Source organism: Rhizobium sp. Root482, from assembly GCF_001426565.1.
Taxonomy (GTDB): Bacteria; Pseudomonadota; Alphaproteobacteria; order Rhizobiales; family Rhizobiaceae; genus Pararhizobium.
This window is the reverse complement of sequence record NZ_LMFA01000020.1, coordinates 253,053-277,319: the sequence shown is the minus strand read 5'-3', so window position 1 is coordinate 277,319 and position 24,267 is coordinate 253,053. Positions and strand designations below refer to the sequence as shown.

The following is a 24,267-nucleotide window of genomic DNA, read 5'->3' as shown; positions in this document are numbered from 1 at the left end:
CCTCACACCTCGCTGATGACCTGGTTGCCGGAAATCACGTGCACGTTGTAGTCGCCGAAGATCGCCGCGGCCTCGCCGGTCGCATAGAGCGCCTGATAGGCGTCGTGCGGCACCAGCGCATGTTTCTCGTAGGAACTGACGCCCATCCGGGTGGCCTCCAGATTGTCGGTATCGATGTGGAATTCCTCCACCGCCGGCGTCGAGGACCAAAAACCGCGCTCGGCCGGACGCTCGGCCTTGGAGAAGACCTCCTGGACCGTCCAGGTCAAAAGCCAGGCGTTTTCGGTCTTGCGAACCTTGGACAGGATGTCGTTGATCCGCGCATTGTTCTCGGTAATCCCGGCCGAATAGAAGGGGCCGAGCACAATGCGGCGCAACTGCTTGGGGTGGAGTTCGGGAAAATCCCGGTCGAAATTGGTGGCGATCGTCACCGGCGTCAGCGAATAGGCGCTGTTCTTCAGTGCGAAATCATCAAAACGGCTGGCGAGCTCCGGATTGAGCAGACCGCCGACCGGCAGGGGTATGTCGGTATCCGGGTTAAGCTTGCCATCGGGCGTCACCAGCAGGGAGACGATCTTTTCCGAGGAATCCTCGACCAGCGTCATATAGACCATCGGCAGCGTGCTCGTGCCGTCGAAAGCGCCCCATGAGACGACGTAGTAGGGCCGCATGGTCTTCGGATTGACGGCGACACGGATCGTTTCCGGCATGATGAAGGGCGAAAATATTTCGCCCTTGCCGATCTGCTCCAGATAGAGCCGCTCGGCCATACGGGACTGGAGTTCGGTCGGAAAACTCTTCTGCCTCAGGATGAAATCGGCCATTTCCTGGCGCAGCGCATCCGCGGGCGGAATGCCCGACAGGCGCTTTGCCGCCGATTGCCGGTCGTTTTCCAGTTCCAGCACATTCTGGAAAACCGGAAAACCGCTTTCAGCCCGCGAAATGCGGAATTGCTCGATGAAGCCGATGCGATTTTCCCAGCACGAGAACGAGGCCTTCAGCCGCGCCAGATAGGGCACCACCACTTCGCCGACGACGCTGTTGCGATAAAGCGGCGAATTACGATCGCCCAGAAAGATCTCAAGCCCGCCAAGCGCCGCCCGGATCGAGGCGAAATACTGGCCGACGGGGCCTTCGGATGCGGCGTTCATGGGTGGCTGTCTCGTGGCAAAACTGTACGCGTATTTGGCGGCCCCTCATCCGCCCTATCGGGCACCTTCTCCCCGTACACGGGGAGAAGGGACAAGCGGCAATTTCCGTCGTCCCCTCTCCCCGCCTGCGGGGAGAGGGTTAGGGTGAGGGGCTTTATGAAATAAGTTTCGGCGAGCACACGCTGCATTACTGCTTCACATAATTCGCGGAATTGTGCTTGTCCATCACCGACTGGAAGCGCCGGGCAAAGGCGTCGTCGGCGAGTTTCTTACGGCGCTGGATGTCCTGGGTGGAGAGCATGTTCTTCTCGTGCATTTCAAGGAGATCGCCGATATGGCGCTGCGCCGCCGAGCCGATGCCGGCCATGGTTTCCTCCGCCGCCGTATCGACCTGGCTGCCGAGCGTATTGATCTTGTGGGCGACATCCTGCTGGGCGGCGGTCTTCAGGGAATCCTCGAGCGCCTTGTAGAGCACGATGCGCTGCTCGGTATCGATGGTCAGCTTGTTGATCAGCGTATTCTGGGCGGCGATCTGGTTGTTGAGCGAATCGACGAAGGTCTGGAACATCGCGGTATAGCGCTCCAGCGTCTGGCTCTCGGCCAGCAGCTCCTGCTCCTTCGCCTGCTTCTCGTTATATTCGGTGGCAAGAACCGAGCGCTCGCCTTCAAGCTGGGTGCGCGACATCTGGTCGGTGGAGGCGGCGATACGGTTTTCGATGTCCATCAGCATCGGGTTGAGTTCCTCGATGCGCTTCTGGGTCTCCTGGAGATTGGCCATCGTGCCCTTGCGGCGCTCGATCACCTGCAACAGGCTTGCCTCGGAGGTCTTGTAGCGCTGATCGAGAACGTTCTTCTGGTCCTTGAGGATGCCGACGATGGTATCGGACTTGGACAGCAATTCCTGCAGGTTGCCGGCCAGCGACATGTTGCGGACGCGGTCGGTGCGCATGCGCTGCATCTTTTGCTTGGAAAACATGCCGATGAATTTTTCGTAGCCCGTATAGCTCTTCATGCTCTCGAACTCGGAGCCGAAGACGTTGGTGGCGTCCTCCAGCCCGATGATCAGGTCGGCGATATTGCCTTCCATCACCTTCTGCTGGTTGATGACGTCCTGGATACGGGCGTTTTCGATGTCGAAATTGGCGTCGCCCAGCTTCGTGTCCGACTTGGCGAACTGGTCGAGAACCACCGCCGACTGGTTCATCTTGCCGCGCACCTCCTCGACGATCCCGCGCGTTTTCTCGATCTCGCTCTCAAAATTCTGAAGTGTCGCCATCGGTTTCCCCTGTCGCTCCGGTGCGAAATGCGCCGCGCAGCCTGATTATTCACGGCCGGCCTCAACCTATATCCGGCCTCAACCTATATAATGGGACAGGCATTTTGAAGCACAAGTACGGTTGCACCGATTCTCGGCGGCGCCGTGCTTCGCCCGTTTCCGCCTGCCCAGCCCTACGGCTTGGTCGTCGTTTTCAGATAGGCGATGACATTTTCGATGTCGGAAACCTTTTTCAGGCCGGCAAACGACATTTTCGTGCCCGGCACCATTGCCTTTGGCGCGCGAAGATATTCGGCCAACCGGGCTTCGTCCCATGTCTTGCCATCGGCGCCGAAGGCTTTCATGGCGGCGGAATAGTCATAGCCGTCATAAACGGCAACGGGACGACCGATCACCCCCATCAGGCTCGGCCCGACCCGGTTGGCGGCATCGGTTGCGGTATGGCATGCGCCGCATTTCCTGAAGACTTGCGCACCGGCCTGTGCATCGCCGCCGGCCTGCGCCAGCGTGGCGGTGAAAAACAGGCACAGGCCCGTCAGGCAAAGACGCGCAAGCATTGCAATTCTCCAGCAGCACAAGACCAGGCATCATCATGGCACGGCAAAGCCGGCCGCGATATGCATCAGCCGTTATTCATCTCGTCTTCCCAATGGCGGCGGCAGAAAACCACATATTTCTCGTTGCCGCCGACATCGACCTGCGCGCCCTCGCGGACGATATTGCCCCTGGCGTCCATGCGCGCCACCATCGTCGCCTTGCGGCCGCAATGGCAGATGGTGCGCACCTCCCGCATCTCGTCGGCAATCGCCAGGAGGGCCATGGAGCCGGGAAAGAGCTTTCCCTGGAAATCGGTGCGCAGGCCATAGGCCATGACCGGAATGCCGATGCGATCGGCGACGCGGGCAAGCTGCCAGACCTGATCCTCGCCGAGAAACTGCGCCTCGTCGACGAAGACGCAGGCGATCGTCTCTTCGCCGTGCAGCCGCTCGATCAATGAATAAAGGTCGTCGGCATGAGTAAAGGCGATGCCGTCGTCGCTGAGGCCGATGCGCGAGGAGACGCGTCCCTTGCCCGCCCGGTCATCGAAGGCGGCAATCAGGATGACCGTGCGCATGCCGCGCTCGCGATAATTGTAGGACGCCTGCAGGAGCAAGGTCGATTTTCCGGCGTTCATGGTGGCGTAGCTGAAATACAGTTTTGCCATGGCGTCCTCTTCTGTATGCTGTTGTTCGTTCATGAACAGACGGGGCGAGGAAGACCAGAGCGCGGGCGCGAAAATCACAGAAAATCGACGGCAGGCTCCAGAACATGAGCAATGCGACATCTCGCGTCGTTTTAGGCGGACGTGTCCGGCAAATGTCTCAATACACTTCAGGTCAACACCAGGGCGCTTGAATTGGCGGACATTTGGTGATTGGCTAAATCAAAAGGCAGGGGAATAATCACGATGATGAGACCGACATTGAAATTCATGCTGGGCGCAGCCGTATCGCTGGCCGCCCTGAGCGCAACAGCCCATGCGGCCGAGCCGGAAAGCTGTGGCACCGTCCGCTTCTCCGACGTCGGCTGGACCGACATTACCGCAACGACCGCAACCGTCAGCACGGTTCTGAAGGGCCTCGGCTACCAGACGGAGACCACCGTTCTTTCGGTTCCGGTCACCTACCAGTCGCTGAAGAACAAGGACATCGACGTTTTCCTCGGCAACTGGATGCCGACGCAGGAAAACGACGTGCGTCCCTTCCTCGATGACAAGTCGGTCGAATCCTTCGGGCCGAATCTCGAGGGCGCCAAATACACGCTGGCGACCAATGCCAAGGGTGCCGAACTCGGCATCAAGGACTTCAAGGACATCTCCGCCCACAAGGACGATCTCGACGGCAAGATCTACGGGATCGAGCCGGGCAATGACGGCAACCGGCTGATTATCGACATGGTCGACAAGGACACGTTCGGCCTCAAGGGTTTCGAAGTGGTCGAATCCTCCGAACAGGGCATGCTTGCCGAAGTGGCGCGCGCCGAGCAGGACAAGACGCCGGTCGTCTTCCTCGGCTGGGAGCCCCATCCGATGAACGCCAATTTCAGCCTCACCTATCTGACGGGCGGCGACGATATCTTCGGCCCCAACCTCGGCGGCGCGACGATCTTCACCAATGTGCGCGCCGGCTACACCACCGAATGCCCGAATGTCGGCAAGCTGCTGACCAATCTCAAATTCTCGCTTCCAATGGAAAACGAGATCATGGGCAAGATCATCAATGACGGCAAGGATCCGGAAACCTCGGCCACCGAGTGGCTGAAGGCAAATCCGGCGGCGATCGAACCGTGGCTCGCCGGCGTGACGACCAAGGATGGCGGCGATGCCGTCGCTGCCGTCAAGGCGGCCCTTGGCCTCTAGGATCCGTGTGATCATGGCAGACGTCGATACGGGCGGACCCTCCGCCCGTATCGCGATCCATATCGCATCCCCTATCCGCGGCGGCCGGACATGCGTCCGCCTGTTCCATCAACACTGACATCAGGTTTCGTCTTGTGGATTGGCTGACAAGTACAAAGATTCCGATCGGCCCCTGGGCCAAGGCCGCCGTCAACTGGCTGACGACCCACGGCAAGGGTGTGTTCGACTTCCTCAAGGTGGTCCTTCAAGCGGGCATCGACGCAGTGCTCATGGTGCTGCAAGGCCCCTTCATCGACAGCCCGAGCGGCAAGCTGATCTATGCCCTGGCGATGATCCTCCTCATCACCGGTCTCGCCTGGTACTTCCGCCGTTCGATCGGCGTCGCGCTCTTCACCTTCCTCGGGCTGCTCCTGATCGTCAACCAGGGCTTCTGGAAGGAAACGACCGAAACGCTGGCCCTCGTCCTTGCCGCAACCGGCGTCAGCATGCTGGTCGGCGTGCCGCTTGGCATCATGGCGGCGCGGCGACCGTGGTTTTATGCCGTCCTGCGCCCCATTCTCGACCTGATGCAGACGATCCCGACCTTCGTCTATCTCATTCCGGCGCTCATCCTCTTCGGCCTCGGCATGGTGCCCGGCCTGATCGCCACGGTGATCTTCGCCATTCCAGCCCCGATCCGCCTCACCCGCCTCGGCATCATCTCCACTCCGCCCTCGCTCGTCGAGGCGGCGGTCTCCTTCGGCGCGACGCCCTCACAGGTGCTGCGCAAGATCGAACTGCCCTCCGCCATGCCGCAGATCATGGCCGGCCTCACCCAGACGATCATGCTGTCGCTGTCGATGGTGGTCATCGCCGCGCTGGTCGGCGCCAAGGGGCTGGGCGTGCCGGTCGTGCGCGCCCTCAATACCGTCAATATCTCCATGGGCTTCGAAGCCGGGCTCTGCATCGTCATTCTCGCGATCATCCTCGACCGCCTGTTCCGTTCGTCCGATGAAGGAGAAGGCGCATGACCGATGCCGTCATTTTCAAGAATGTCGACATCATCTTCGGCAACAAGCCGGAAACGGCCATCGCCATGATCGACCAGGGCAAGACCCGCGATGAAATCGGCGCCGCGACCGGGCTGGTGCTCGGCGTCGCCGATGCCTCGCTGACCATTAGGGAGGGCGAGATCCTCGTTTTGATGGGGCTGTCGGGATCGGGCAAGTCGACGCTGCTGCGGGCCGTCAACGGGCTGGCGCCGGTGGTGCGCGGCGAAGTCCAGGTAAACACCGGCAACGGACCGCTCAATCCGTACAAATCCAGCGCCAGGTCTCTGCGCGACTTCCGCATGCATTCCGTCTCGATGGTCTTCCAGCAATTCGCCCTGCTTCCCTGGCGCACGGTCGAGGACAATGTCGGCTTCGGGCTGGAACTGGCCGGCATATCGGAGACCGAGCGCAAGGCGCGCGTCGCCGAACAGCTGGAACTGGTCAATCTCACGCAATGGGCGGGGCGTCAGGTCAAGGAACTTTCGGGCGGCATGCAGCAGCGCGTCGGCCTTGCCCGCGCCTTTGCCACCGGCGCACCGATCCTGTTGATGGACGAGCCCTTCTCCGCGCTCGACCCGCTGATCCGCACGCGGCTGCAGGACGAATTGCTGGAATTCCAGCGGCGCCTGAAGAAGACCATCCTGTTCGTCAGCCATGATCTCGACGAAGCCTTCCGCATCGGCAATCGCATCGCCATCATGGAAGGCGGCCGCATCATCCAGTGCGGCACGCCGCAGGAGATCGTCCGCAATCCGGCCAACCAATATGTCGCCGACTTCGTCCAGCACTTGAACCCGATCACCATGCTGACGGCCAGGGATGTGATGCAGCAGGGGATCAACCGCGCCGACGGTTCCGCCGGGGTGACCGCAACCGCCAAGCCGACGACGCCGCTGATCGATATTCTCGATGCCATGGCGCGCCAGCCCGGCAGCATCGGCGTCGTCGACAATGGCGCCGTCGTCGGCACCATCAATGCACAGAACGTCGTTGAGGGCCTGACTCGGCACCGCAACAAAAGTTGACCAAACCGATCCCGCTGACACTATAAGACCGCCCGGAGGACCGCCTCCGGGCGTTTCATGTTCACCAGATGGGAATATCCAATGGCCGAAAAACCCTCCGTCCTGCGCGAAACCGATGACGAGGCACGCAAGCTCGCCCGCGTGCTTCTACGGTCCGCCCGCCATGCGGCCGTCGCGGTGCTCGAACCCGGCGGCAGCGGCTTCCCCTTCGTCAGCCGGGTGTTGACCGGCACGGATGTCGATGGTGTGCCGGTCGTGCTGGTCTCGGCGCTCTCCACCCATACGCAGGCGCTTTGCGCCGATGGCCGCTGCTCGCTGCTATCAGGCGATGTCGGCAAGGGTGATCCGCTTGCCCATGCGCGGCTGACCGTCCAGTGCGAGGCGAAACAGGTGGAACGTGATACCCCGCTTCATGCGCGCATCCGCGAGCGCTTCCTACGCCGCCATCCGAAGGCCCAGCTCTACGCCGATTTTCCCGATTTCAGCTTTTTCCGGCTCACGCCCGTCAGGGCCAGCCTCAATGGCGGCTTCGGCCGCGCCTATGTCATCGACGGCGCGGACCTGATCATCCATTCGCCGGCGATCGACGAACTCGCCGCCATGGAAGCCCGCGCAATCGAGCATATGAACAGCGATCACGCCGATGCAGCCGACCGCTATGCGCAGGTGCATTGCAAGGCGAAGGGTACGGGCTGGCGAATCTGCGGCCTCGATGCGGCTGGCGTCGATCTGGTGAATGGAGACCAATCGAAGCGGCTGGAATATGATCTGCCGCTGCAATCCCAGGGCGAACTGCGCCCCCTGCTGGTCAAACTTTACGGTTAATGCACCCCCGCCTACCCCGAATTCTTGTAGTGGGTGGTTGTCCTTTTATGCATCACGGCTAATTATCCTCCCACACACAAACATAACGAAGCGTGATGTGAACTTCGCATGGAGTACCGAATGCAAACGATTTCACCTCAAAAACACGACAAGGCGGAAGTGGCCGCAGAGTTTCTTTCGGCGATGGCCAACCCCAAGCGCCTGTTGATTCTCAGTTCGCTCGTCAATGAGGAGATGGCCGTCGGCGCGCTTGCCGGCAAGGTCGGACTCAGCCAGTCCGCCCTGTCCCAGCATCTTTCCAAACTGCGCGCCCAGAACCTCGTCACAACCCGCCGGGATGCGCAGACGATCTACTATTCCAGCTCTTCCGCTGCCGTCCTGAAAGTGTTGAAGACACTGAAGGAAATCTACGGCGAAGAGGTCGACACCAGCGAAAAGGTCGCCCAGCGCCGGATCGCCTGACATATCGGGGCCGCATGGCGGCCCCTGCCGCCGGTCCCGGCACTGCCGGGAAGGCCGTGGGCTGCTGCCCCAGCGCCCGCACAGATAACGTGACCTCCCGCTGCGACGGTCGAAAGACCATACGGCCCGCGCCGAACCTCGGCTCCCTCCTCCTTTGAATGTCCAAAACAGGCCTTTCGCCCGGAACAACCGGTTCGCGCGAAAATGCGCCTGGCCGGAATCGGCCGTCACTTGACGCTTCGGGGCGCCCTGATAGTTTGACCATCGGGTAAAGATTTCAGCTTCACACCCTGGTCCGGCCGCCAGGGGCAAACCGCCACGGAGAACATCATGTCGAACCGCCTCAATGCCACGCCCAACGACCTCAGCGCCTTCTGGATGCCGTTCACGGCCAACCGGCAGTACAAGAAAGAGCCGCGCATGTTCGTCAAGGCGAAGGACATGCATTATACCACTCATGACGGGCGCCAGGTTCTCGACGGCACGGCAGGCCTCTGGTGCGTCAATGCCGGCCATTGCCGGCCGCAGATCACCGAGGCGATCCGTGAGCAGGCGGGCGAACTCGATTATGCGCCGGCCTTCCAGCTCGGCCATCCCAAGGCCTTCGAACTGGCCAACCGCCTGATCGATATCGCGCCCGACAATATGGAGCATGTGCTCTACACCAATTCCGGCTCCGAATCGGTCGAGACGGCGCTGAAAGTGGCGCTTGCCTATCACCGGGCGAAGGGCAACGGCTCACGCACCCGCCTGATCGGCCGCGAGCGCGGCTACCACGGCGTCAATTTCGGCGGCATCTCCGTCGGTGGCATCGTCTCCAACCGCAAGATGTTCGGCACGCTTCTGTCGGGCGTCGATCATATGCCCCACACCCATCTGCCGGAAAAGAACGCCTTTACCAAGGGCGAGCCGGAGCATGGCGCCGATCTGGCGACCGAGCTGGAACGCATCGTCACCCTGCACGACGCTTCGACCATCGCCGCCGTCATCGTCGAGCCGGTCGCCGGCTCCACCGGCGTGCTCATCCCGCCGAAGGGCTATCTGCAGAAGCTGCGCGACATCTGCACCAAGCACGGCATCCTGCTGATCTTCGACGAGGTTATCACCGGCTATGGCCGCCTCGGCACCCCGTTCGCGGCGCAGTATTTCGACGTGAAGCCCGACATGATCGTCACCGCCAAGGGACTGACCAATGGCGTCGTTCCGATGGGCGCGGTCTTCGTGACAGCCGAAATCCACGATGCCTTCATGGACGGCCCGGAACATATGATCGAGTTCTTCCACGGTTATACCTATTCGGGCAACCCGATCGCCTGCGCCGCGGCGCTTGGCACCCTCGATACCTATCGCGACGAAGGCCTGCTTACCCGTGGCGCCGAACTCGCCGCCTATTGGGGCGAGGCGCTCCATTCGCTGCGCGACTGCCCGCATGTCATCGATATCCGCAATATCGGCCTGATCGGCGCGATCGAACTTGCCCCGATTGCCGGGGAGCCGACCAAGCGCGCCTTCTCCGCCTTCCTGAAGGCCTATGAGAGCGGCTATTTGATCCGCACCACCGGTGATATCATCGCCCTGTCACCGCCATTGATCATCTCGAAAGCCGAAATCGACGAACTGATCGACGGCATCCGGAAGGTGCTGAACGCCAATATCTGACGCCCGAAAAACGAGCTTGCGGAATCCGCCGCCAGTTCCTACAGCATTGATATGGGATCCATTCGTCCGAAGAGACGGAGGCTCAGGGGCTCGACTTCCATGACGGACCGGCTTGGCCGCTCCGTCGGAAAACGGTGATTATGCCGGGACGCGGGGAACCAACCCATCGAAGGAGAAACAAGATGAATTTCAAGACATTGACCGGCGCGACCATCGCTGCCTCGCTGGCTTTCGCGCCGCTGGCGCATGCCGAGATCGTGATCGGCCTCATCGCACCCTTGACCGGTCCGGTCGCTGCCTATGGCGACCAGGTCAAGAACGGTGCACAGGTCGCCGTCGACCAGATCAACAAGAATGGCGGCATCCTGGGCGAGCAGGTGGTTCTGAAGCTCGCCGATGACGCAGGCGAGCCCAAGCAGGGCGTATCGGCCGCAAACCAGATCGTCGGCGACGGCATCCGTTTCGTCGTCGGCCCGGTCACGTCGGGCGTTGCCATGCCGGCCTCCGACGTTCTCGCCGAAAACGGCATCCTGATGGTCACGCCGACGGCGACCACGCCGGACCTGACCAAGCGCGGACTTGAAACCATTTTCCGCACCTGCGGTCGCGACGACCAGCAGGCGGAAGTGGCCGCAGCCTATGTGCTCGAAAAATTCAAGGACAAGCGCATCGGCATCCTCAACGACAAGGGTGCCTATGGCAAGGGACTGGCCGATGCGTTCAAGGCAACGCTGAATGCAGGCGGCATTACCGAAGTGTTCAACGATTCCCTGACCCCCGGCGACAAGGATTTGAGTGCGCTCACCACCCGCCTGAAGGCTGAAAAGGTCGATGTGCTCTATTTCGGCGGCTACCATCCCGAAGCCGGTCTTCTGGTGCGCCAGCTCAAGGATATCGACGCTCCCATCCAGATCATTGGCGGCGATGGTCTTTCCAACACCGAATACTGGAGCATCGGCGCCGATGCGGCGGCCGGCACGATTTTCACCAATGCGGCCGACGCCCTGAAGAACGAGAGCTCCAAGGCCGCCGTGGCCGCCCTTCAGGCCGCCAATATCCCGCCTGAAGCCTTCACCCTCAACGCCTATGCGGCTGTCGAAGTGATCAAGGCCGGCATCGAGAAGGCCAAGAGCGCCGAGGACGCAACAGCCGTCGCAGCCGCGCTGAAGACCGGCGAGCCGATCACCACCGCCATCGGCGACGTGACCTATGGCGAAACCGGCGACCTGACCTCGCAGAGCTTCTCGCTCTACACATGGCAGGACGGCAAGATCGTCGCCGTAGAATAAGCCTTGCAACATCCATTGATCGGGCGCTTCGGCGCCCGATTTCTTTTCAGACCATGGAATGCAGGCTGCCGGAACAGAATTCGCGGCCTTTGCCCACTATGTGCCGCCGGTGCATGGCGGCACCCATGCCGGGATCGGCGAGGCAGACGGCAGCGGAAGGCAGGAACGACATGAGCGAAAAACTCGAAAACATGATCGACCAGGGCACCGGGCGGATGCCGGCCGACATCGTGCTGAAAGGCGGCCGTTTCTTCGATCTTGTCACCGGCGACCTCATTGCCTCTGATATCGCCATCTGCGCAGACCGGATCGTCGGCACCTGCGGCACCTATGAAGGCGTTCGCGAAATCGACATTTCGGGGCAGATCGTCGTGCCCGGTTTCATCGACACGCATCTGCACATCGAATCCTCGCTCGTCACGCCGCATGAATTCGACCGCTGCGTCCTACCCTATGGCGTGACGACGGTGATCTGCGACCCGCACGAGATCGCCAATGTGCTTGGAACCGAAGGCATCCGTTATTTCCTCGCCTCGGCGCTGGAAACGATCATGGACATCCGCGTCCAGCTGTCGAGCTGTGTGCCGGCGACGCATCTGGAAACCTCTGGCGCCGATCTGCCGATCGAAACGCTCCTGCCCTTCCGCGATCATGAAAAGGTCATCGGTCTCGCGGAATTCATGAATTTTCCGGGCGTCATCCACAAGGACCCGATCTGTCTCGCCAAACTGGACGCTTTTCAGGATGGTCATATAGACGGACATGCGCCGCTTCTGCGCGGGCTGGACCTCAACGGCTATCTCTCGGCCGGCATACGCACCGACCACGAATGCACGACGGCGGACGAAGCGCTCGAAAAAATCCGCAAGGGCATGCACATCCTGGTGCGCGAAGGATCGGTCTCGAAGGATCTGCACGCGCTGATGCCGATCATCACCGAACGCCTGTCGCCTTTCCTGGCGCTGTGCACCGACGACCGCAATCCGCTCGATATCGCCGAAGAGGGCCATCTCGACTACATGATCCGCGAGGCGATCGCGCAAGGGGCCGAACCGCTGGCCGTCTATCGCGCCGCGTCGATCTCGGCCGCGCGCGCCTTCGGGCTTAGGGATCGCGGCCTGGTGGCCCCGGGCTGGCGGGCCGATCTTGTGGTCATCGACAGCCTGGAAAACTGCAAGGCTGCAAAGGTTTTTGCCGCCGGCCGCCTCGTCACCGACGAATTGTTCGCGACACGCCGCCCGGTCGCCCCTGTCGGGCTCGACAGCGTCAAGGCGGGCCATGTCAACGCCGCCGATTTCGGCGTGCCCTATGCCGAGGGCGAAACCTCGGTCATCGGCGTGCTTCCCGGCAAGATCATCACCGAACACCGCCGTTTCAGGCTGCCGGCATCCGGCAACCAGTCCGGCATCGATCTGGGACGCGATATCATCAAGGTCGCGGTCATCGAGCGCCATGGCGTCAACGGCAACCATGCCAACGGCTTCGTGCAGGGTTTCGGTTTGAAGAAGGGCGCGATCGCCTCCACCGTCGGCCATGACAGCCACAATATCTGCGTCGTCGGCGTCAACGAGGACGACATGGCGCTTGCCGCCAATCGCCTGGGAGAAATCAAGGGCGGCTTCGTCGTCGTCGCGGACGGAAAGGTTATCGGAGAGATCGCGCTGCCGGTCGCCGGCCTCATGAGCCTGGAGCCCTATGAAAGCGTGCGCGATACCCTGCATCATCTGCGGAAAGCCGCCTTCTCGCTCGGCGCGACACTGCAGGAACCCTTCCTGCAACTCGCCTTCCTGCCGCTGCCGGTCATTCCGCATCTGAAGATTTCAGACAAAGGGCTGGTGGATGTAGACAGGTTCATGCTGATCGGGTGACAAAAACTGCGTCTCCGATTTACTTCACGCGACGGCGCAACTGCTCCGGAATTTCATCTCCGGTATCGACCGGCCGGGATGCAACGGTTTCCAGAAAGGCCGCAAGACCACTTTCGGTAGCACCTGCGGCTCTTGTCCTCAGAAACTCAGCCGCCGTTTCAACCGCTCCCACTTTTTGGGCAACGGCCGATGCAATCCATTGATTGAGGGATACGCCGTCGGATTTTGCCAGCCGTGCGGCAGCATCCTTGACAGAGGCCGGTAGTTTCAACGGATATGTCGCTTTGCTCATGACAAAACTCCTTCCAGGAAAGCTCCAGGGCGTAGGATTTTCACGGCGAAGCGGGCCGCCACGGAGCGAAAATCCCTTATATTATGCGTAATCAACGCGTCGGCCCGTCCGTTAACAGCCGCCTCCAACACCATCTCATCCTGAGGATCGGCCAATTGGGGCCTCCACAGAAAATGCACCCCGACCGCTTCGCACAAGGCGGAGAATTCCGTTAGAAAGATGTCGATTTCGGCGGCCGAAAAACCGCTGGCCTGCAGTTGATCCGGCCTCTTCAACACAGCTTCATATTCAAGGAACAATGTTGTCGTGACGAGCGGGCGAATGATCCGGTCTGCAACCAGCCGCAACAATACAAAAGAAGCGCCATCCCGACTTCTCAGTCCAGACGTCAGAATGTTTGTATCGAGAACAACACGCTGCATTACCTATGATATGATATCCCATGGGATGTTTCAATCCCGTAGGATATCCGCATCAACATCCCCGATAGATGGGGTCACGACACTCTCCCGCAAAACACATCCATCGCCTCAAGTTTGATCTCGCCATTGACCACCTGCGGCGAGAAGCCCGGCATCGGCACGGCCTCGGAAACCGTCACGCCTCTTGGCAGTTGCACCACCTGGGGCCCACGGTGGAGGTTGAAGACGAACAGCAGTTTTTCGCCGCCCTTCTCCCGCGTGAACATCAGGATATCCTGGTTGGTATCAAGAAAGATCATGGCGCCATCCAGGAGCGGCGCATGGCTTTTTCGAAATTCCAGTGTCTCCCGGTAATGGCGAAGAACAGAGGCGTCATCCGCCTCCTGCTGATCGACGGCCAGCGGACGATGTTCGCCCGGCACGGGAAGCCAGGGCCTGGCGGATGAAAAGCCGGCATGAACGGCATCCTTTTCCCAGACCATCGGCGTGCGGCAGCCGTCGCGGCCTTTGAAGGCCGGCCAGAAGCGGATGCCGTAGGGATCGCGCAGATCGGCCAGTTCGAGTTCGGCCTCCGGCAGCGCCAGTTCCTCACCCTGATAAAGGCAGATCGTCCCGCGGAGCGCCGCAAGCACCGAGATCGCCAGCTTCGCCACCTGCTCTCTCTCCACTTCCGTCTGGCTGAAGCGGCTCGCATGACGCATGACGTCGTGGTTGGAAAAGGCCCAGCAGACCCAGCCATCCGTCACCGCGTCCTGGAAGGACTGAACGCAACGGCGGATATGGGTGGCGGTGAAATCCGGGCCGAGCAGATCGAACGTATAGCACATATGCAGCTTGTCGCCGCCGCCGGTATAGGCGGCCACCGTCTTCAGCGAGCGTGCCCCGTCGCCCACTTCGCCGACGGATGCACGCCCGCCGAACGCATCGAGCAGCGCCCGGAACCTCTGCAGGAAGCCGATATTCTCCGGCTGCGTCTTGTCGAAGAGGTGGTTCTGCATCCCGTACGGATTGACATCGGGCGCATCGAGGCCGATCGCCTCGTCGTCGACGATCTGGGGCGGATTGTCACGCAACTCATTGTCGTGGAAATAGAAATTCACGGTATCGAGACGGAAGCCATCGACGCCCCGTTTCAACCAGAAGCGCACGGTCTCCAGCAGCGCTTCCTGCACATCGAGATTGTGGAAATTGAGATCGGGCTGGGAGCCAAGGAAATTGTGCATGTAATATTGCTTGCGCACGCCGTCCCATTCCCATGCCGGCCCGCCGAAGATCGACAGCCAGTTGTTCGGCGCCGTGCCGTCCGGCTTCGGATTGGCCCAGACATACCAGTCGGATTTCGGATTTGTGCGGTCTGCACGGCTTTCCTTGAACCAGGGATGCTGGTCCGACGTATGGGAAATGACCTGATCGATGATCACCTTGATGCCCAGCCGATGGGCCTTCTTCAGCATCGCATCGAAATCGGCAAGCGTGCCGAACATCGGATCGACATCGCAATAATCGGACACATCATAGCCCATATCGGCCATGGGCGAGGTGAAGAAAGGCGAGAGCCAGATGGCGTCGACACCAAGGCTGGCAATATAATCGAGCCGCTGCGTCACACCCTTCAGGTCGCCCGCGCCATCGCCTTTGCTGTCCTGGAAGGAGCGCGGATAGACCTGGTAGATCACCGCGCCGCGCCACCAGTCCGGGTTGGTCTTGGATGAAAGGGCCATCGGCATGCTCCGGTTCGCAAGGTGATGCCGCCAGATGTAGCCTTCGCCGGAAGGTGAGTAAACGCCCATATCCCGTTCCTCGCCGCGGATCGGCATCAACCCGCCCTATTGCACCGCGCTGCTCCCGGCGGGATTTATTCTCTCACAGCTTTTCATCGCACCGGGTGCTTGCCAGAATACCCGACAAGCCCTATCCCGCATGAGCAATACGGAAGGTTTGAGGGGGAATTCATGGCGGGCAGGCTGCTTTCGATCGGCGAATGTATGGTGGAACTAATGCAGGCCGAAGGCGACCTGCTGCGCAAGGCCTATGCCGGCGATACGTTCAACACCGCTTACTATGCCCGGCTTTTCCTGCCGTCGGATTGGTCGGTCGACTATCTGACCGCCGTCGGCACCGACGTCGTTTCCGATGAAATGCTGTCCTTCATGACGACGACCGGGGTTGGCACCGGACGCATCCGTCGCGTCGAGGGCCGCTCGCCCGGCCTCTACATGATCCATCTCAAGGACGGCGAACGCAGCTTTTCCTACTGGCGGTCGGCATCGGCCGCAAAAACGCTTGCAGACGATGCCGAACATCTGCGCGGTTCGATCGAGGCGGTCGATGTCATCATCTTTTCAGGCATAACGCTGGCGATCCTCGCTCCCGCGGCCGTCGAGACGCTGCTTTCCGAATTGCGCCGCGCCAGGGCAGCCGGCAAGCTGGTTGTGTTCGATCCGAACATCCGGCCTCGCCTGTGGAACGACAAGGCCCATATGCTGGAAACCATTTCGGCCGGCGCACGTGCCGCAAACCTGCTGATGCCGAGCTTCGACGACGAGGCGACCCATTTTGGCGACAGCGAGGTGGCGGCGACGATCGCGCGCTATCGCGGTCTCGGCGTCGAGAATATCGTCGTCAAGGATGGCGCGAACGGTGTGACCTTGCGGTTCGGCGATGCCGAGACATTCGTCCCTGCGCTCAAGGTGGACAAGGTGGTGGACACGACCAGCGCCGGCGACAGCTTCAACGGCGCCTTCCTGGCGCGATATGTGACCGAGCGTGATCCGGCTGCTGCCGCCGCCTTCGCCGCGTCGATCGCCGCCGGCGTCATCGGCCATCACGGGGCGCTTGTGGCGAAGGATAAGCTGGCAAGCACCGCTTGGGCCTGAGTTGCAATTCGCTTTGCCTGATCCTTAGCCAAGGAGCCTGGTAATGACGACCGTGAACATGCTGGAGGCAAAGATTCGGTCTGGAACCGGGATGAGATTGGTGCTCGACACCCATATTGCGATATGGGCATAGCATCACCGAAGAGATTGTCTTACCTCTCCCTGCCCTCCTTCGAGCGCCTGCTGTCACCGAACCGCTGGCTGCCTATAGCCCCGGCTTTATCACCTGGTAAGCCGGGCCGACAATATCACCGGCGCTTCTTGCGGTTTTCGAACGGATTGTCCGACGCTCTCAGATGGATGCGGATCGGGACGCCCGGCATGTCGAAATCGGCGCGCAGGCCGTTTGTCAGGTAGCGGATATAGCTCTCCGGCACCGCTTCCGGCCGCGTGCAGGAAATCATGAAGCCCGGCGGGCGGGCCTTGACCTGGGTCATGTATTTCAGCTTCAGGCGACGGCCGGACACGGCCGGTGGCGGATGCTGGATCTGCTGGGATTCCAGCCATTTGTTCAAGCGGGCAGTGGAAATCCGGCGGTTCCAGACCTTGTCCGTGTCGATGATCGACTGCATCAGCTTGTCGAGGCCGTAGCCGGTCTGCCCGGAGATCGGCACGGCGCGAATGCCGCGGGCCTGCGGCAGCAGACGTTCGGTCTTTTCGCGCAGGTCGGCAAGCAGGGCCTGCGGGTCTTCGACCAGATCCCATTTGTTGAAGGCGAGGATCGCGGCGCGGCCTTCGCGAACGACAAGATCGACCAGCTGCAGGTCCTGCTTTTCGAAGGGAATGGTCGCGTCGAAGACGATGACGACCGATTCGGCAAAGCGGATCGAGCGCAGGCTGTCGGCGACCGAGAGCTTTTCGAGCTTCTCCTGCACCCGCGCCTTCTTGCGCATGCCGGCAGTGTCGAACATCTTGATCGTGCGGCCGCGCCAGTCCCATTCGACGGAAATGCTGTCGCGGGTAATGCCGGCTTCGGGGCCGGTCAGCAGCCGGTCCTCGCCGAGAAAACGGTTGATCAGCGTCGATTTTCCGGCATTCGGTCGGCCGATGATCGCCACGCGCAGCGGCTTGGTCTCGTCATAGGCGGGTTCGAAGTCCTCGTCCTCGGCCTCCTCGTCGTCCCTGAGGTCGATATTGGTCTCGGCCTCGTCGATCTCGGGCGGAAAGGCGCGGTCCTCGCCAATGGCGGCGACGATCGCGTCGCGCAGATCGATCATGCCCTGGCCGTGTTCGGCCGAAATCGCAACCGGCTCGCCGAGCCCCAGCGTGAAGGCATCGTAATAGCCGCCGTCGGAGCCCTTGGCCTCCGACTTGTTGGCCACGAGCACCACCGGCTTGCCGCGACGGCGCAGCATCTCACCGAGCGTCTCGTCGGCCGGCGTCAACCCGTATTTGGCATCGACGACGAACAGCGTCAGGTCGGCTTCGTCGATGGCGGCTTCCGTCTGCGCCCACATCCGGCCTTGCAGGGTTTCCGGCCCGGATTGTTCCAGGCCCGCCGTGTCGATGATGGTGAAGCGCAGATCGACGAGCTTGGCATCGCCCGGCCGCCGGTCGCGCGTTACCCCCGGCGTATCGTCGACCAGCGCCAGCTTCTTGCCAACCAGACGGTTGAACAGCGTCGACTTTCCGACATTGGGGCGCCCCACGATGGCGACGGTGAAATTCATCAGGCGATCCTGTCTTCTATGCGTCCGGTCAGGACGTCTTGCCGCTGGCGGTAATCACGTCGAGCAGCATCTGGGCGCGGTTGGCCAGGTTGCGCGGCGTCTCGTTATCCTCGACAATCTGCTGGAACCAGGTCTTGGCCTTGGCCATATCGCCCGCCTTGTAGGCAGCAAGCCCCAGCACTTCGCGCGCCGAATGCCGCATGCCGTTGGCGGGAACCGCAAGCTGTTCGGCCTCGGCCGAAACCTGATCGTAAGTGCCGGTATCAACCAGCAAATAGGCCGCACGCAGCCGGGCGGCGTCGCGCATGGCCTGCGGCAGACTGGCATCCTTCGAAATCTCCGAGAAGGCCTGGATGGCCGCGGGCGCATCGCCCTTCTGCGCGGTCAGGGTTGCCGCCCTCATCTTCGCCAGCACCGGATAGGCGCCGTAACCGTCCTTCTCGAGGGTTGCGAGAGCCGCAAGCGCCTCATCGGCCTTGTCTTCCTTCGACAGCGTCAGGGCCGCCAGGAACTGGTCGCCGGACTGCGAGGCCGAGGTTTCATGCCAATATTCATAGACCACCTTGCCGATGGTGCCGAGGACGATGAGAACAGCGATCCCGAGAATGATGCTGCCGAACCGCGTCCAGACGGCTTTCACCTGCTCGGAGCGCAGTTCTTCATTGACCTCGCGGATAAAGCTGTCGTCCTGGTTCGCCATTCGCTGTTCCGGTTGCCCGGCCTTCCTGCAAAGATGAATGTAAAGATTCCGCGCTTCTAGCCTATTTTGAAGCCATTGTAAGGGGGCAGCGCGATTTAGCCGCCCCCTGTCCGCGCTATCCCATGGCGATCGGAGCGACGCCGATCAGCCATTCATGCAATTTCCACACGAACAGGCCATAGGCGACAAGGCCGATCACCACCGCCAGAATATCGTTGACCGACGAGCGGAACACCGGCAGCACCCGTTCGCCTGCCCGCTCGCGCCGCTTCAGCGAGATGCGCAGGATCACCGCCCAGGCGAGAAACGAACCGAACAGCAGCACCGACGACGTCTCGCCATTGGCCATCAGATGCGCAAGCGCCCAGATCTTGACGGAGAGGATCTGCGGATGCTTGAGCGCGACGGCGATGCGGCCGGCCGGCAGAAAGCCGGCGGCAAGACAGATGAAGGCGACGAGCATCAAAAGGAGCGCGATATGCCTCAGAAAGACCGGCGGATCGTAGAGGATGCCGGTGGTCGCCCGCGCCTCGCCGAAACCATAGATGATCAAGCCGAGGCCGATCAGGCTGATGACCGTGTAAATGCCCATCCAGGTGCCCTTGCCGGCGCGCGCGATCACCGAAGACCTCAGCCCCGGTGCCACGGCGCGCACCAGATGCATATCGAGAAAAATGAATATCCCTAGAACCAGCAGTGCCATGAAACGATCCATCCCGTTTGAAATTTCCAACCCACCGCATAGCCGGAACGGGCCGGCGTTTCCAGTGCGATCAAAGGATTGCCGCATTCTTGGCCCAGGCCACCCTGCCCCGCATACGCATCCCAAGGTTTCCGCATGCCCAGATTTCTCGCCGCTTCCGGTCTCGCTCTCCTTTTCACCTCGGCCGCCGCTCTTGCCCAGGCCGCCCCGCCACAGCAGGCCGAGCCGCGCAAGCAGTTGGTGATCATTTCCTTCGACGGCGCCCATGACAATGCGCTCTGGGAAAAGAGCCTGGACATGGGCAAGCGCACCGGCGCGCATTTTACCTATTTTCTCTCCTGCACCTTCCTGATGACGAAGGCCGAGGGCGGACAGCAGTATCGGGCGCCGGGGCACAAGGCGGGGCGCTCCAATGTCGGTTTTGCACAGAACCAAGCGGAAATTGCAGCCCGTCTGCACCATATCTGGCAGGCCCGTCTCTCAGGCCACGAGATCGCCAGCCATGGCTGCGGCCATTTCGACGGTAAGGACTGGAGCAAGGCCGACTGGCTGCGGGAATTTTCCGCCTATCGCGATGCTCTGGAAAATGCCTGGTCGGCGGCCGGTATCAAGAGCGAGGAACCGCAGGGCTGGGCGGAGTTTGCCGACAAGGATATCAAGGGATTTCGGGCGCCCTATCTTTCGATCAGCGACGGCCTGGCGCCTGCCCTGAAGGAGGCCGGATTTGCCTATGATGCCAGCCTGGTCACCAAGGGGCCGGCATGGCCTTCAAGCACGATGGATATATCGCGCTTCGGCCTGCCCCTGATCCCCGAGGGGCCGAAGCAGCGCCCTGTGATCGGCATGGATTACAATCTCTTCGTGCGCCATTCGAAGGGCGTCGAGAACGGCAAGGACAGCGCCCTTTTCGAGGAACGGGCGCTTGCGGCCTACCGCAAGGCCTTTGCAGCCGAATATGCCGGCGACCGCATCCCGTTGCAGCTCGGTTTTCATTTCGTGGAAATGAACGGCGGCGCCTATTGGCGAGCGCTCGACCGGTTCCTGAGCGAGACCTGTAACAGGCAGGACGTCGCCTGCGTCAGCTATGCCACAGCCTTGCCCTTGATCACCGACGAAAAGAAGGCGGATCGCTCCGCCTTCTGATGGGTCCCGGCTCAGAGCTTCTCTGCCGCCGGTTCCCCATCCGTTTCCTCGCGTGTGAGATAACGCTGATCGATCTCCGGCAGCGGCTCGTCGTAGATGGCTGCTTCGAAGGCTTTCAGACGTTTGTAGATGGAGAGCAACTCGACGATTGTCGTCCACGAATTGACGAGATACTGGAACGAGTCGCGAACCTGCCCGAAGACATTCTGGATCTGGCTCATGACGCCGAGCGTCAGCTTGCCTGCCACGATCGAGGGAACAAGGACGAAGGTGCCGAAAAGATTATCGGCCTGCAGATAGAAAATTCGCGCCACGTTGAAATACATGTAGTGAAAATAGAGACGGAAATAGTTCTTTCTCACATTTGCGAAAAGCTGCGCGACGGTTGGCGGTTGCGCGCGATCAGCATGATCTTCCCCATAGACCAGTTCCTTACGATAGGCCGCCTCCACCCGTTGGTTGCGGAATTCGAGCCCTGGCAATTTTATCCCGACCGCGGCGAGGAACACCGTACCAAAGAGCGACCAGCAGACTGCTGCCCACACCAGCGCATGGGGAATTTCGCCAATAATCGGCAACTCGGTGACGATGTTCGAGAACTCGAACAGGACGGGCAGAAAGGCGGCGAGGGTCATGACCGAGCTGACAAAACTGATGCCAAGCCCTTCCATGGTCCGCGAAAAGCGCATCGTATCGTCCTGAACGCGCTGCGAGGCGCCCTCGATATGACGTAGTTTGTCCCAATGCGACATATAGAAATCATTCATCGCGGTTCGCCAGCGAAAGATATAATGGCTGACGAAAAAGAGATTGAGAGTGCCGACGGTGATGGCGACAAAGGCTATCCCCGCAAAACCGAACATACCGACATAAATATCCATCTGCGTCGGGATTGGCGCGGTGCGAGCAAGCGCCCGCTGAATCATGTCGTAGAACGGCCCGTACCAGGCATTGATGGCGACGCTGACCTGCACCGAGAAATAGGTGTTGAAGATGATGAGCGCCGATCCGAGCACGGACCACATTTGCCAGGAATGCGGACTGAACGTGAACCAGAATGCGGCAAACAGCCCGACCATCACTGCGTAATAGATATAGAACCAGAGAAAGGGCGGCGACCAGAAGACGGAAACCCCGACGACCGCATCTTGCCCCGGCTGCAACGGGGGAAGTCCGATCAGAGCGCCGAACTGCCGGCCGCCGGCATACCAGACGACCATACAGAGCAACGACCAAATGAGGACCGACGAAAAGAAGAGGCGCGGCCTAGGAAAGAAGGAGACAAACAAATCGGATTGCTTTCGTTTTACGAAGGAGCAGATGAGACGTGGCAGAAACTAGGGCAAAAGCCCTCACCTGCCAATCGCGCCAAGCTAATGTTACGATTATTTAATCGCCGCGGCGATCCGGCGCCTCTCGAGGCCGGTCAAGAGGGCGCAGAATAAAAGCACGCCGGCCGCAAGCAGCGTCGGCGCGGTAAAGCTGCCGCTGCCTTCGGCGAGCCAGCCGGCGACGAGCGGGCCGATGATCTGACCGACACCGAAGGCGGCGGTCATGACGGCCAGGACCTTTCGCGGGCTGGCGGGCGCCAGAACCCGGCCGATCTGCAGGCCATAGGCCGTGATCATGATGAAGGTCGCACCGAGCAGCAACCCGCCCACCAGCGGCGCCAGGGGCGATGGCAGGGCCACCGCCAGGACGAGCCCGATGGCCTCGACCAAGAGCCCCGCCAGATAGACCCCGACAAGGCCCAGCCGCCCGACGGCTCTTCGCCACAGATGGACCGAGACGGCGGCGCTCAGGCCGGTGACGAGCCAGGCGAGAAATTCGACCATATGATCCGTCGCGCCCTGCCGCGCCATGGCGACGAGAAAGGTGGCGGTGATGACATAGCCGAAGCCGAACAGGCCATAGGTGAGCGTGACGACGAACAGCGGCCGTGTCCACACAAGCGGCTTTTCCCTTTCGCCGCCATTTGCCCTTGCCGCTCCGGCCGGCAGCATCAGCGCGACGAGGAAAGTTCCGATCAAGGCAATGATCGCGCCGCCAAACCAGCCGGCTTGCCAGTTTGCAACGCCGCCGAAACCGCCGGCCGGCAGGAGAAAGACCATCAGCGACGAGACCGCGATGCCGATGCCGACGCCGCCGAAATGCACGGACTGGACATGCGGATTTGCCGCGGAAAGCCCTCGGGAAAGAACGATCGCCGTGGTGAAGATCATCGCAAAGGCTGAGGCAACGCCCGCCAGGAAGCGAATGACCGAAAACAGAAGGAGCGACGAGGTCAGCCCCATGGCGAGGAGAAGTGCAGCGGTGGCGGCCAGCGCAGAAAGCGCGACCAGCCGCTCGCGCCCGGCGGCCCAGCCATAGCCGGCAACGACGGCGCCGACGAGATAACCGATGAAATTGGCAGACGCGATGACACCGGCATCGGCCGGGCTCATGGCAAGGCCGCTCATCATGGCGGGCAGGATCGGCGTGTAGGAAAACCGGCCGAACCCCATGGCCACCGCCATGGCGATGGCACCGGCGCAGCCGGCGGAGGTAAGGCTTCGGTCGAGGGAGCTTTGCATCAAGGCCATATCTATCTATTGCACCGCAACATGCACGGACAAACGACAAAATTTGATGCTGTCATTCATCGAAATGAATGCGGAGCAGCCTTGGCATATCGGCGGATGCCCTATGCCTGGCCGCACTCGACGCGCATTACCCGGGAAGCGTGACGACCAACGGTCCGTTGCGGGTGACGACGACCGTATGCTCGTACTGTACCGTGGGCGCACGCGGCTCGCTGTAGAGCGTCCAGGCATCATCGCCGTTTTCGGCCCATTGCGCGCCGAGCGACAGGAACGGCTCGACGGTAAAGACCATGCCGTCCGTCATGCGGCGCTTCTCGTGCTTGTCCGGCCAGGTGGCGATTTCGGACGGCTCCTCGTGCAGCGAACGACCGACGCCGTGGCTGGCAAGATTGGTAACGAGCGTATAGCGGTTCTTCTGGGCAAATTTGCCGATGGCATTGCCGATGGCGGCAAGCGATTTGCCGGCTTTCACCTCGTTGAGGCCGACCCACATGGCGCGCTTGCCATCGCGGCAAAGGCGCTCGATCTGCGGCTTGACCGGGAAGACGGCAAAGGAAGCCCCGGTATCGGCAAACAGTCCGTTCTTTTCGGCCGAGACGTCGATATTGACCAGGTCGCCGGCCTGGATGACGCGTGCGCCGGGAATGCCATGGGCAATTTCCTCGTTGACGCTGATGCAGGTGGCGCCGGGAAAATCATAGACCAGTTCCGGCGCGGAGCGGGCACCGGCATCCTCCAGCACCTTGCGGCCGATCGCATCGAGATCGGCCGTTGTCATGCCCGGCTCGAGTGCTGCCCCCATGATCTGGACGGCATTGGCACAGATCCGGCCGATCTCCTTCAGCCGCTCGAGGTCTTCGTCATTGTTGAGGGTCATCGTCTCTCGCTTTCGGCG

Annotated in this window: 23 protein-coding genes; 10 read left to right on the top strand and 13 right to left on the bottom strand. The window is 61.2% G+C overall.

What is annotated here, in order from left to right; all coding sequences use genetic code 11:
* Positions 1–2: 2 nt before the first annotated feature.
* The 4 genes from ASD31_RS13550 to ASD31_RS13535 all read right to left on the bottom strand — a co-directional run bounded on the left by ASD31_RS13550 (position 3) and on the right by ASD31_RS13535 (position 3,631).
* Entirely contained in the window at positions 3–1,151 is a 1,149-nt protein-coding gene (locus tag ASD31_RS13550) for a hypothetical protein (protein ID WP_056334343.1), read from the bottom strand.
* A gap of 187 nt (positions 1,152–1,338) precedes the next feature.
* Positions 1,339–2,427, bottom strand: a complete 1,089-nt coding sequence (locus ASD31_RS13545) for a hypothetical protein (protein WP_056334340.1) — start codon at positions 2,425–2,427, stop codon at positions 1,339–1,341.
* Between the two features lie 173 nt (positions 2,428–2,600).
* Entirely contained in the window at positions 2,601–2,984 is a 384-nt protein-coding gene (locus tag ASD31_RS13540; RefSeq protein WP_056334337.1) for a c-type cytochrome, read from the bottom strand.
* Positions 2,985–3,049: 65 nt separating this feature from the next.
* Positions 3,050–3,631, bottom strand: a complete 582-nt coding sequence (locus tag ASD31_RS13535; protein WP_056334740.1) for a thymidine kinase — start codon at positions 3,629–3,631, stop codon at positions 3,050–3,052.
* A gap of 246 nt (positions 3,632–3,877) precedes the next feature.
* Here ASD31_RS13535 and ASD31_RS13530 point away from each other — a divergent pair, with 246 nt between their 5' ends.
* The 8 genes from ASD31_RS13530 (at position 3,878) to ade (ending at position 12,984) form a co-directional block, all read left to right on the top strand.
* Complete coding sequence (locus tag ASD31_RS13530; protein ID WP_056334738.1) at positions 3,878–4,825, top strand: choline ABC transporter substrate-binding protein; 948 nt, start codon at positions 3,878–3,880, stop codon at positions 4,823–4,825.
* A gap of 134 nt (positions 4,826–4,959) precedes the next feature.
* A complete protein-coding gene (choW, locus tag ASD31_RS13525; protein ID WP_056334333.1) occupies positions 4,960–5,835 on the top strand; it encodes a choline ABC transporter permease subunit in 876 nt (291 codons plus the stop codon).
* Positions 5,832–6,881, top strand: coding sequence for a choline ABC transporter ATP-binding protein (choV, locus tag ASD31_RS13520; protein ID WP_056334331.1), 1,050 nt, complete (start codon positions 5,832–5,834; stop codon positions 6,879–6,881). The genes choW and choV overlap by 4 nt, the downstream gene beginning before the upstream one ends.
* A gap of 81 nt (positions 6,882–6,962) precedes the next feature.
* Positions 6,963–7,706 (top strand): HugZ family protein, encoded by a 744-nt coding sequence (locus ASD31_RS13515; RefSeq protein WP_056334328.1) that lies wholly within the window; start codon positions 6,963–6,965, stop codon positions 7,704–7,706.
* Between the two features lie 120 nt (positions 7,707–7,826).
* On the top strand, positions 7,827–8,168 hold the full coding sequence (locus ASD31_RS13510) for an ArsR/SmtB family transcription factor (RefSeq protein ID WP_056334325.1): 342 nt from the start codon (positions 7,827–7,829) through the stop codon (positions 8,166–8,168).
* A gap of 330 nt (positions 8,169–8,498) precedes the next feature.
* The gene (locus tag ASD31_RS13505) at positions 8,499–9,827 is read left to right on the top strand and encodes an aspartate aminotransferase family protein (protein ID WP_056334322.1); all 1,329 of its coding nucleotides are present in this window, start codon (positions 8,499–8,501) and stop codon (positions 9,825–9,827) included.
* A 182-nt stretch (positions 9,828–10,009) separates the two neighbouring features.
* Positions 10,010–11,116, top strand: a complete 1,107-nt coding sequence (locus ASD31_RS13500) for a branched-chain amino acid ABC transporter substrate-binding protein (protein ID WP_056334320.1) — start codon at positions 10,010–10,012, stop codon at positions 11,114–11,116.
* A 170-nt stretch (positions 11,117–11,286) separates the two neighbouring features.
* On the top strand, positions 11,287–12,984 hold the full coding sequence (ade, locus tag ASD31_RS13495) for an adenine deaminase (protein ID WP_056334318.1): 1,698 nt from the start codon (positions 11,287–11,289) through the stop codon (positions 12,982–12,984).
* A gap of 19 nt (positions 12,985–13,003) precedes the next feature.
* Here ade and ASD31_RS26810 read toward each other — a convergent pair whose 3' ends face one another.
* The 3 genes from ASD31_RS26810 to ASD31_RS13480 all read right to left on the bottom strand — a co-directional run bounded on the left by ASD31_RS26810 (position 13,004) and on the right by ASD31_RS13480 (position 15,419).
* Positions 13,004–13,276, bottom strand: coding sequence for a hypothetical protein (locus ASD31_RS26810; protein WP_056334315.1), 273 nt, complete (start codon positions 13,274–13,276; stop codon positions 13,004–13,006).
* Positions 13,273–13,698, bottom strand: coding sequence for a putative toxin-antitoxin system toxin component, PIN family (locus tag ASD31_RS13485; protein WP_056334312.1), 426 nt, complete (start codon positions 13,696–13,698; stop codon positions 13,273–13,275). The genes ASD31_RS26810 and ASD31_RS13485 overlap by 4 nt, the downstream gene beginning before the upstream one ends.
* A 74-nt stretch (positions 13,699–13,772) precedes the next feature.
* Complete coding sequence (locus tag ASD31_RS13480; protein ID WP_056334735.1) at positions 13,773–15,419, bottom strand: alpha-glucosidase; 1,647 nt, start codon at positions 15,417–15,419, stop codon at positions 13,773–13,775.
* Positions 15,420–15,650: 231 nt separating this feature from the next.
* Between ASD31_RS13480 and ASD31_RS13475 the strand changes: the two genes are divergently transcribed.
* Positions 15,651–16,574: a sugar kinase gene (locus ASD31_RS13475; RefSeq protein ID WP_056334309.1), complete on the top strand. Its 924-nt coding sequence runs from the start codon at positions 15,651–15,653 to the stop codon at positions 16,572–16,574.
* Between the two features lie 248 nt (positions 16,575–16,822).
* Here ASD31_RS13475 and der read toward each other — a convergent pair whose 3' ends face one another.
* The 3 genes from der to ASD31_RS13460 all read right to left on the bottom strand — a co-directional run bounded on the left by der (position 16,823) and on the right by ASD31_RS13460 (position 19,647).
* Positions 16,823–18,244 (bottom strand): ribosome biogenesis GTPase Der, encoded by a 1,422-nt coding sequence (gene der / locus ASD31_RS13470; protein WP_056334306.1) that lies wholly within the window; start codon positions 18,242–18,244, stop codon positions 16,823–16,825.
* 28 nt (positions 18,245–18,272) lie between these two features.
* Positions 18,273–18,944 (bottom strand): tetratricopeptide repeat protein, encoded by a 672-nt coding sequence (locus tag ASD31_RS13465; RefSeq protein WP_056334302.1) that lies wholly within the window; start codon positions 18,942–18,944, stop codon positions 18,273–18,275.
* Positions 18,945–19,059: 115 nt separating this feature from the next.
* Positions 19,060–19,647: an NnrU family protein gene (locus tag ASD31_RS13460; protein ID WP_056334733.1), complete on the bottom strand. Its 588-nt coding sequence runs from the start codon at positions 19,645–19,647 to the stop codon at positions 19,060–19,062.
* 135 nt (positions 19,648–19,782) lie between these two features.
* Between ASD31_RS13460 and ASD31_RS13455 the strand changes: the two genes are divergently transcribed.
* Positions 19,783–20,790, top strand: coding sequence for a polysaccharide deacetylase family protein (locus ASD31_RS13455; RefSeq protein ID WP_056334299.1), 1,008 nt, complete (start codon positions 19,783–19,785; stop codon positions 20,788–20,790).
* An 11-nt stretch (positions 20,791–20,801) separates the two neighbouring features.
* Here ASD31_RS13455 and sbmA read toward each other — a convergent pair whose 3' ends face one another.
* The 3 genes from sbmA to map all read right to left on the bottom strand — a co-directional run bounded on the left by sbmA (position 20,802) and on the right by map (position 24,249).
* Positions 20,802–22,079, bottom strand: coding sequence for a peptide antibiotic transporter SbmA (sbmA, locus tag ASD31_RS13450; RefSeq protein WP_056334295.1), 1,278 nt, complete (start codon positions 22,077–22,079; stop codon positions 20,802–20,804).
* 96 nt (positions 22,080–22,175) lie between these two features.
* The gene (locus tag ASD31_RS13445) at positions 22,176–23,372 is read right to left on the bottom strand and encodes a YbfB/YjiJ family MFS transporter (protein ID WP_413813814.1); all 1,197 of its coding nucleotides are present in this window, start codon (positions 23,370–23,372) and stop codon (positions 22,176–22,178) included.
* A gap of 127 nt (positions 23,373–23,499) precedes the next feature.
* Positions 23,500–24,249: a type I methionyl aminopeptidase gene (gene map / locus ASD31_RS13440; RefSeq protein ID WP_056334293.1), complete on the bottom strand. Its 750-nt coding sequence runs from the start codon at positions 24,247–24,249 to the stop codon at positions 23,500–23,502.
* Positions 24,250–24,267 lie beyond the last annotated feature (18 nt).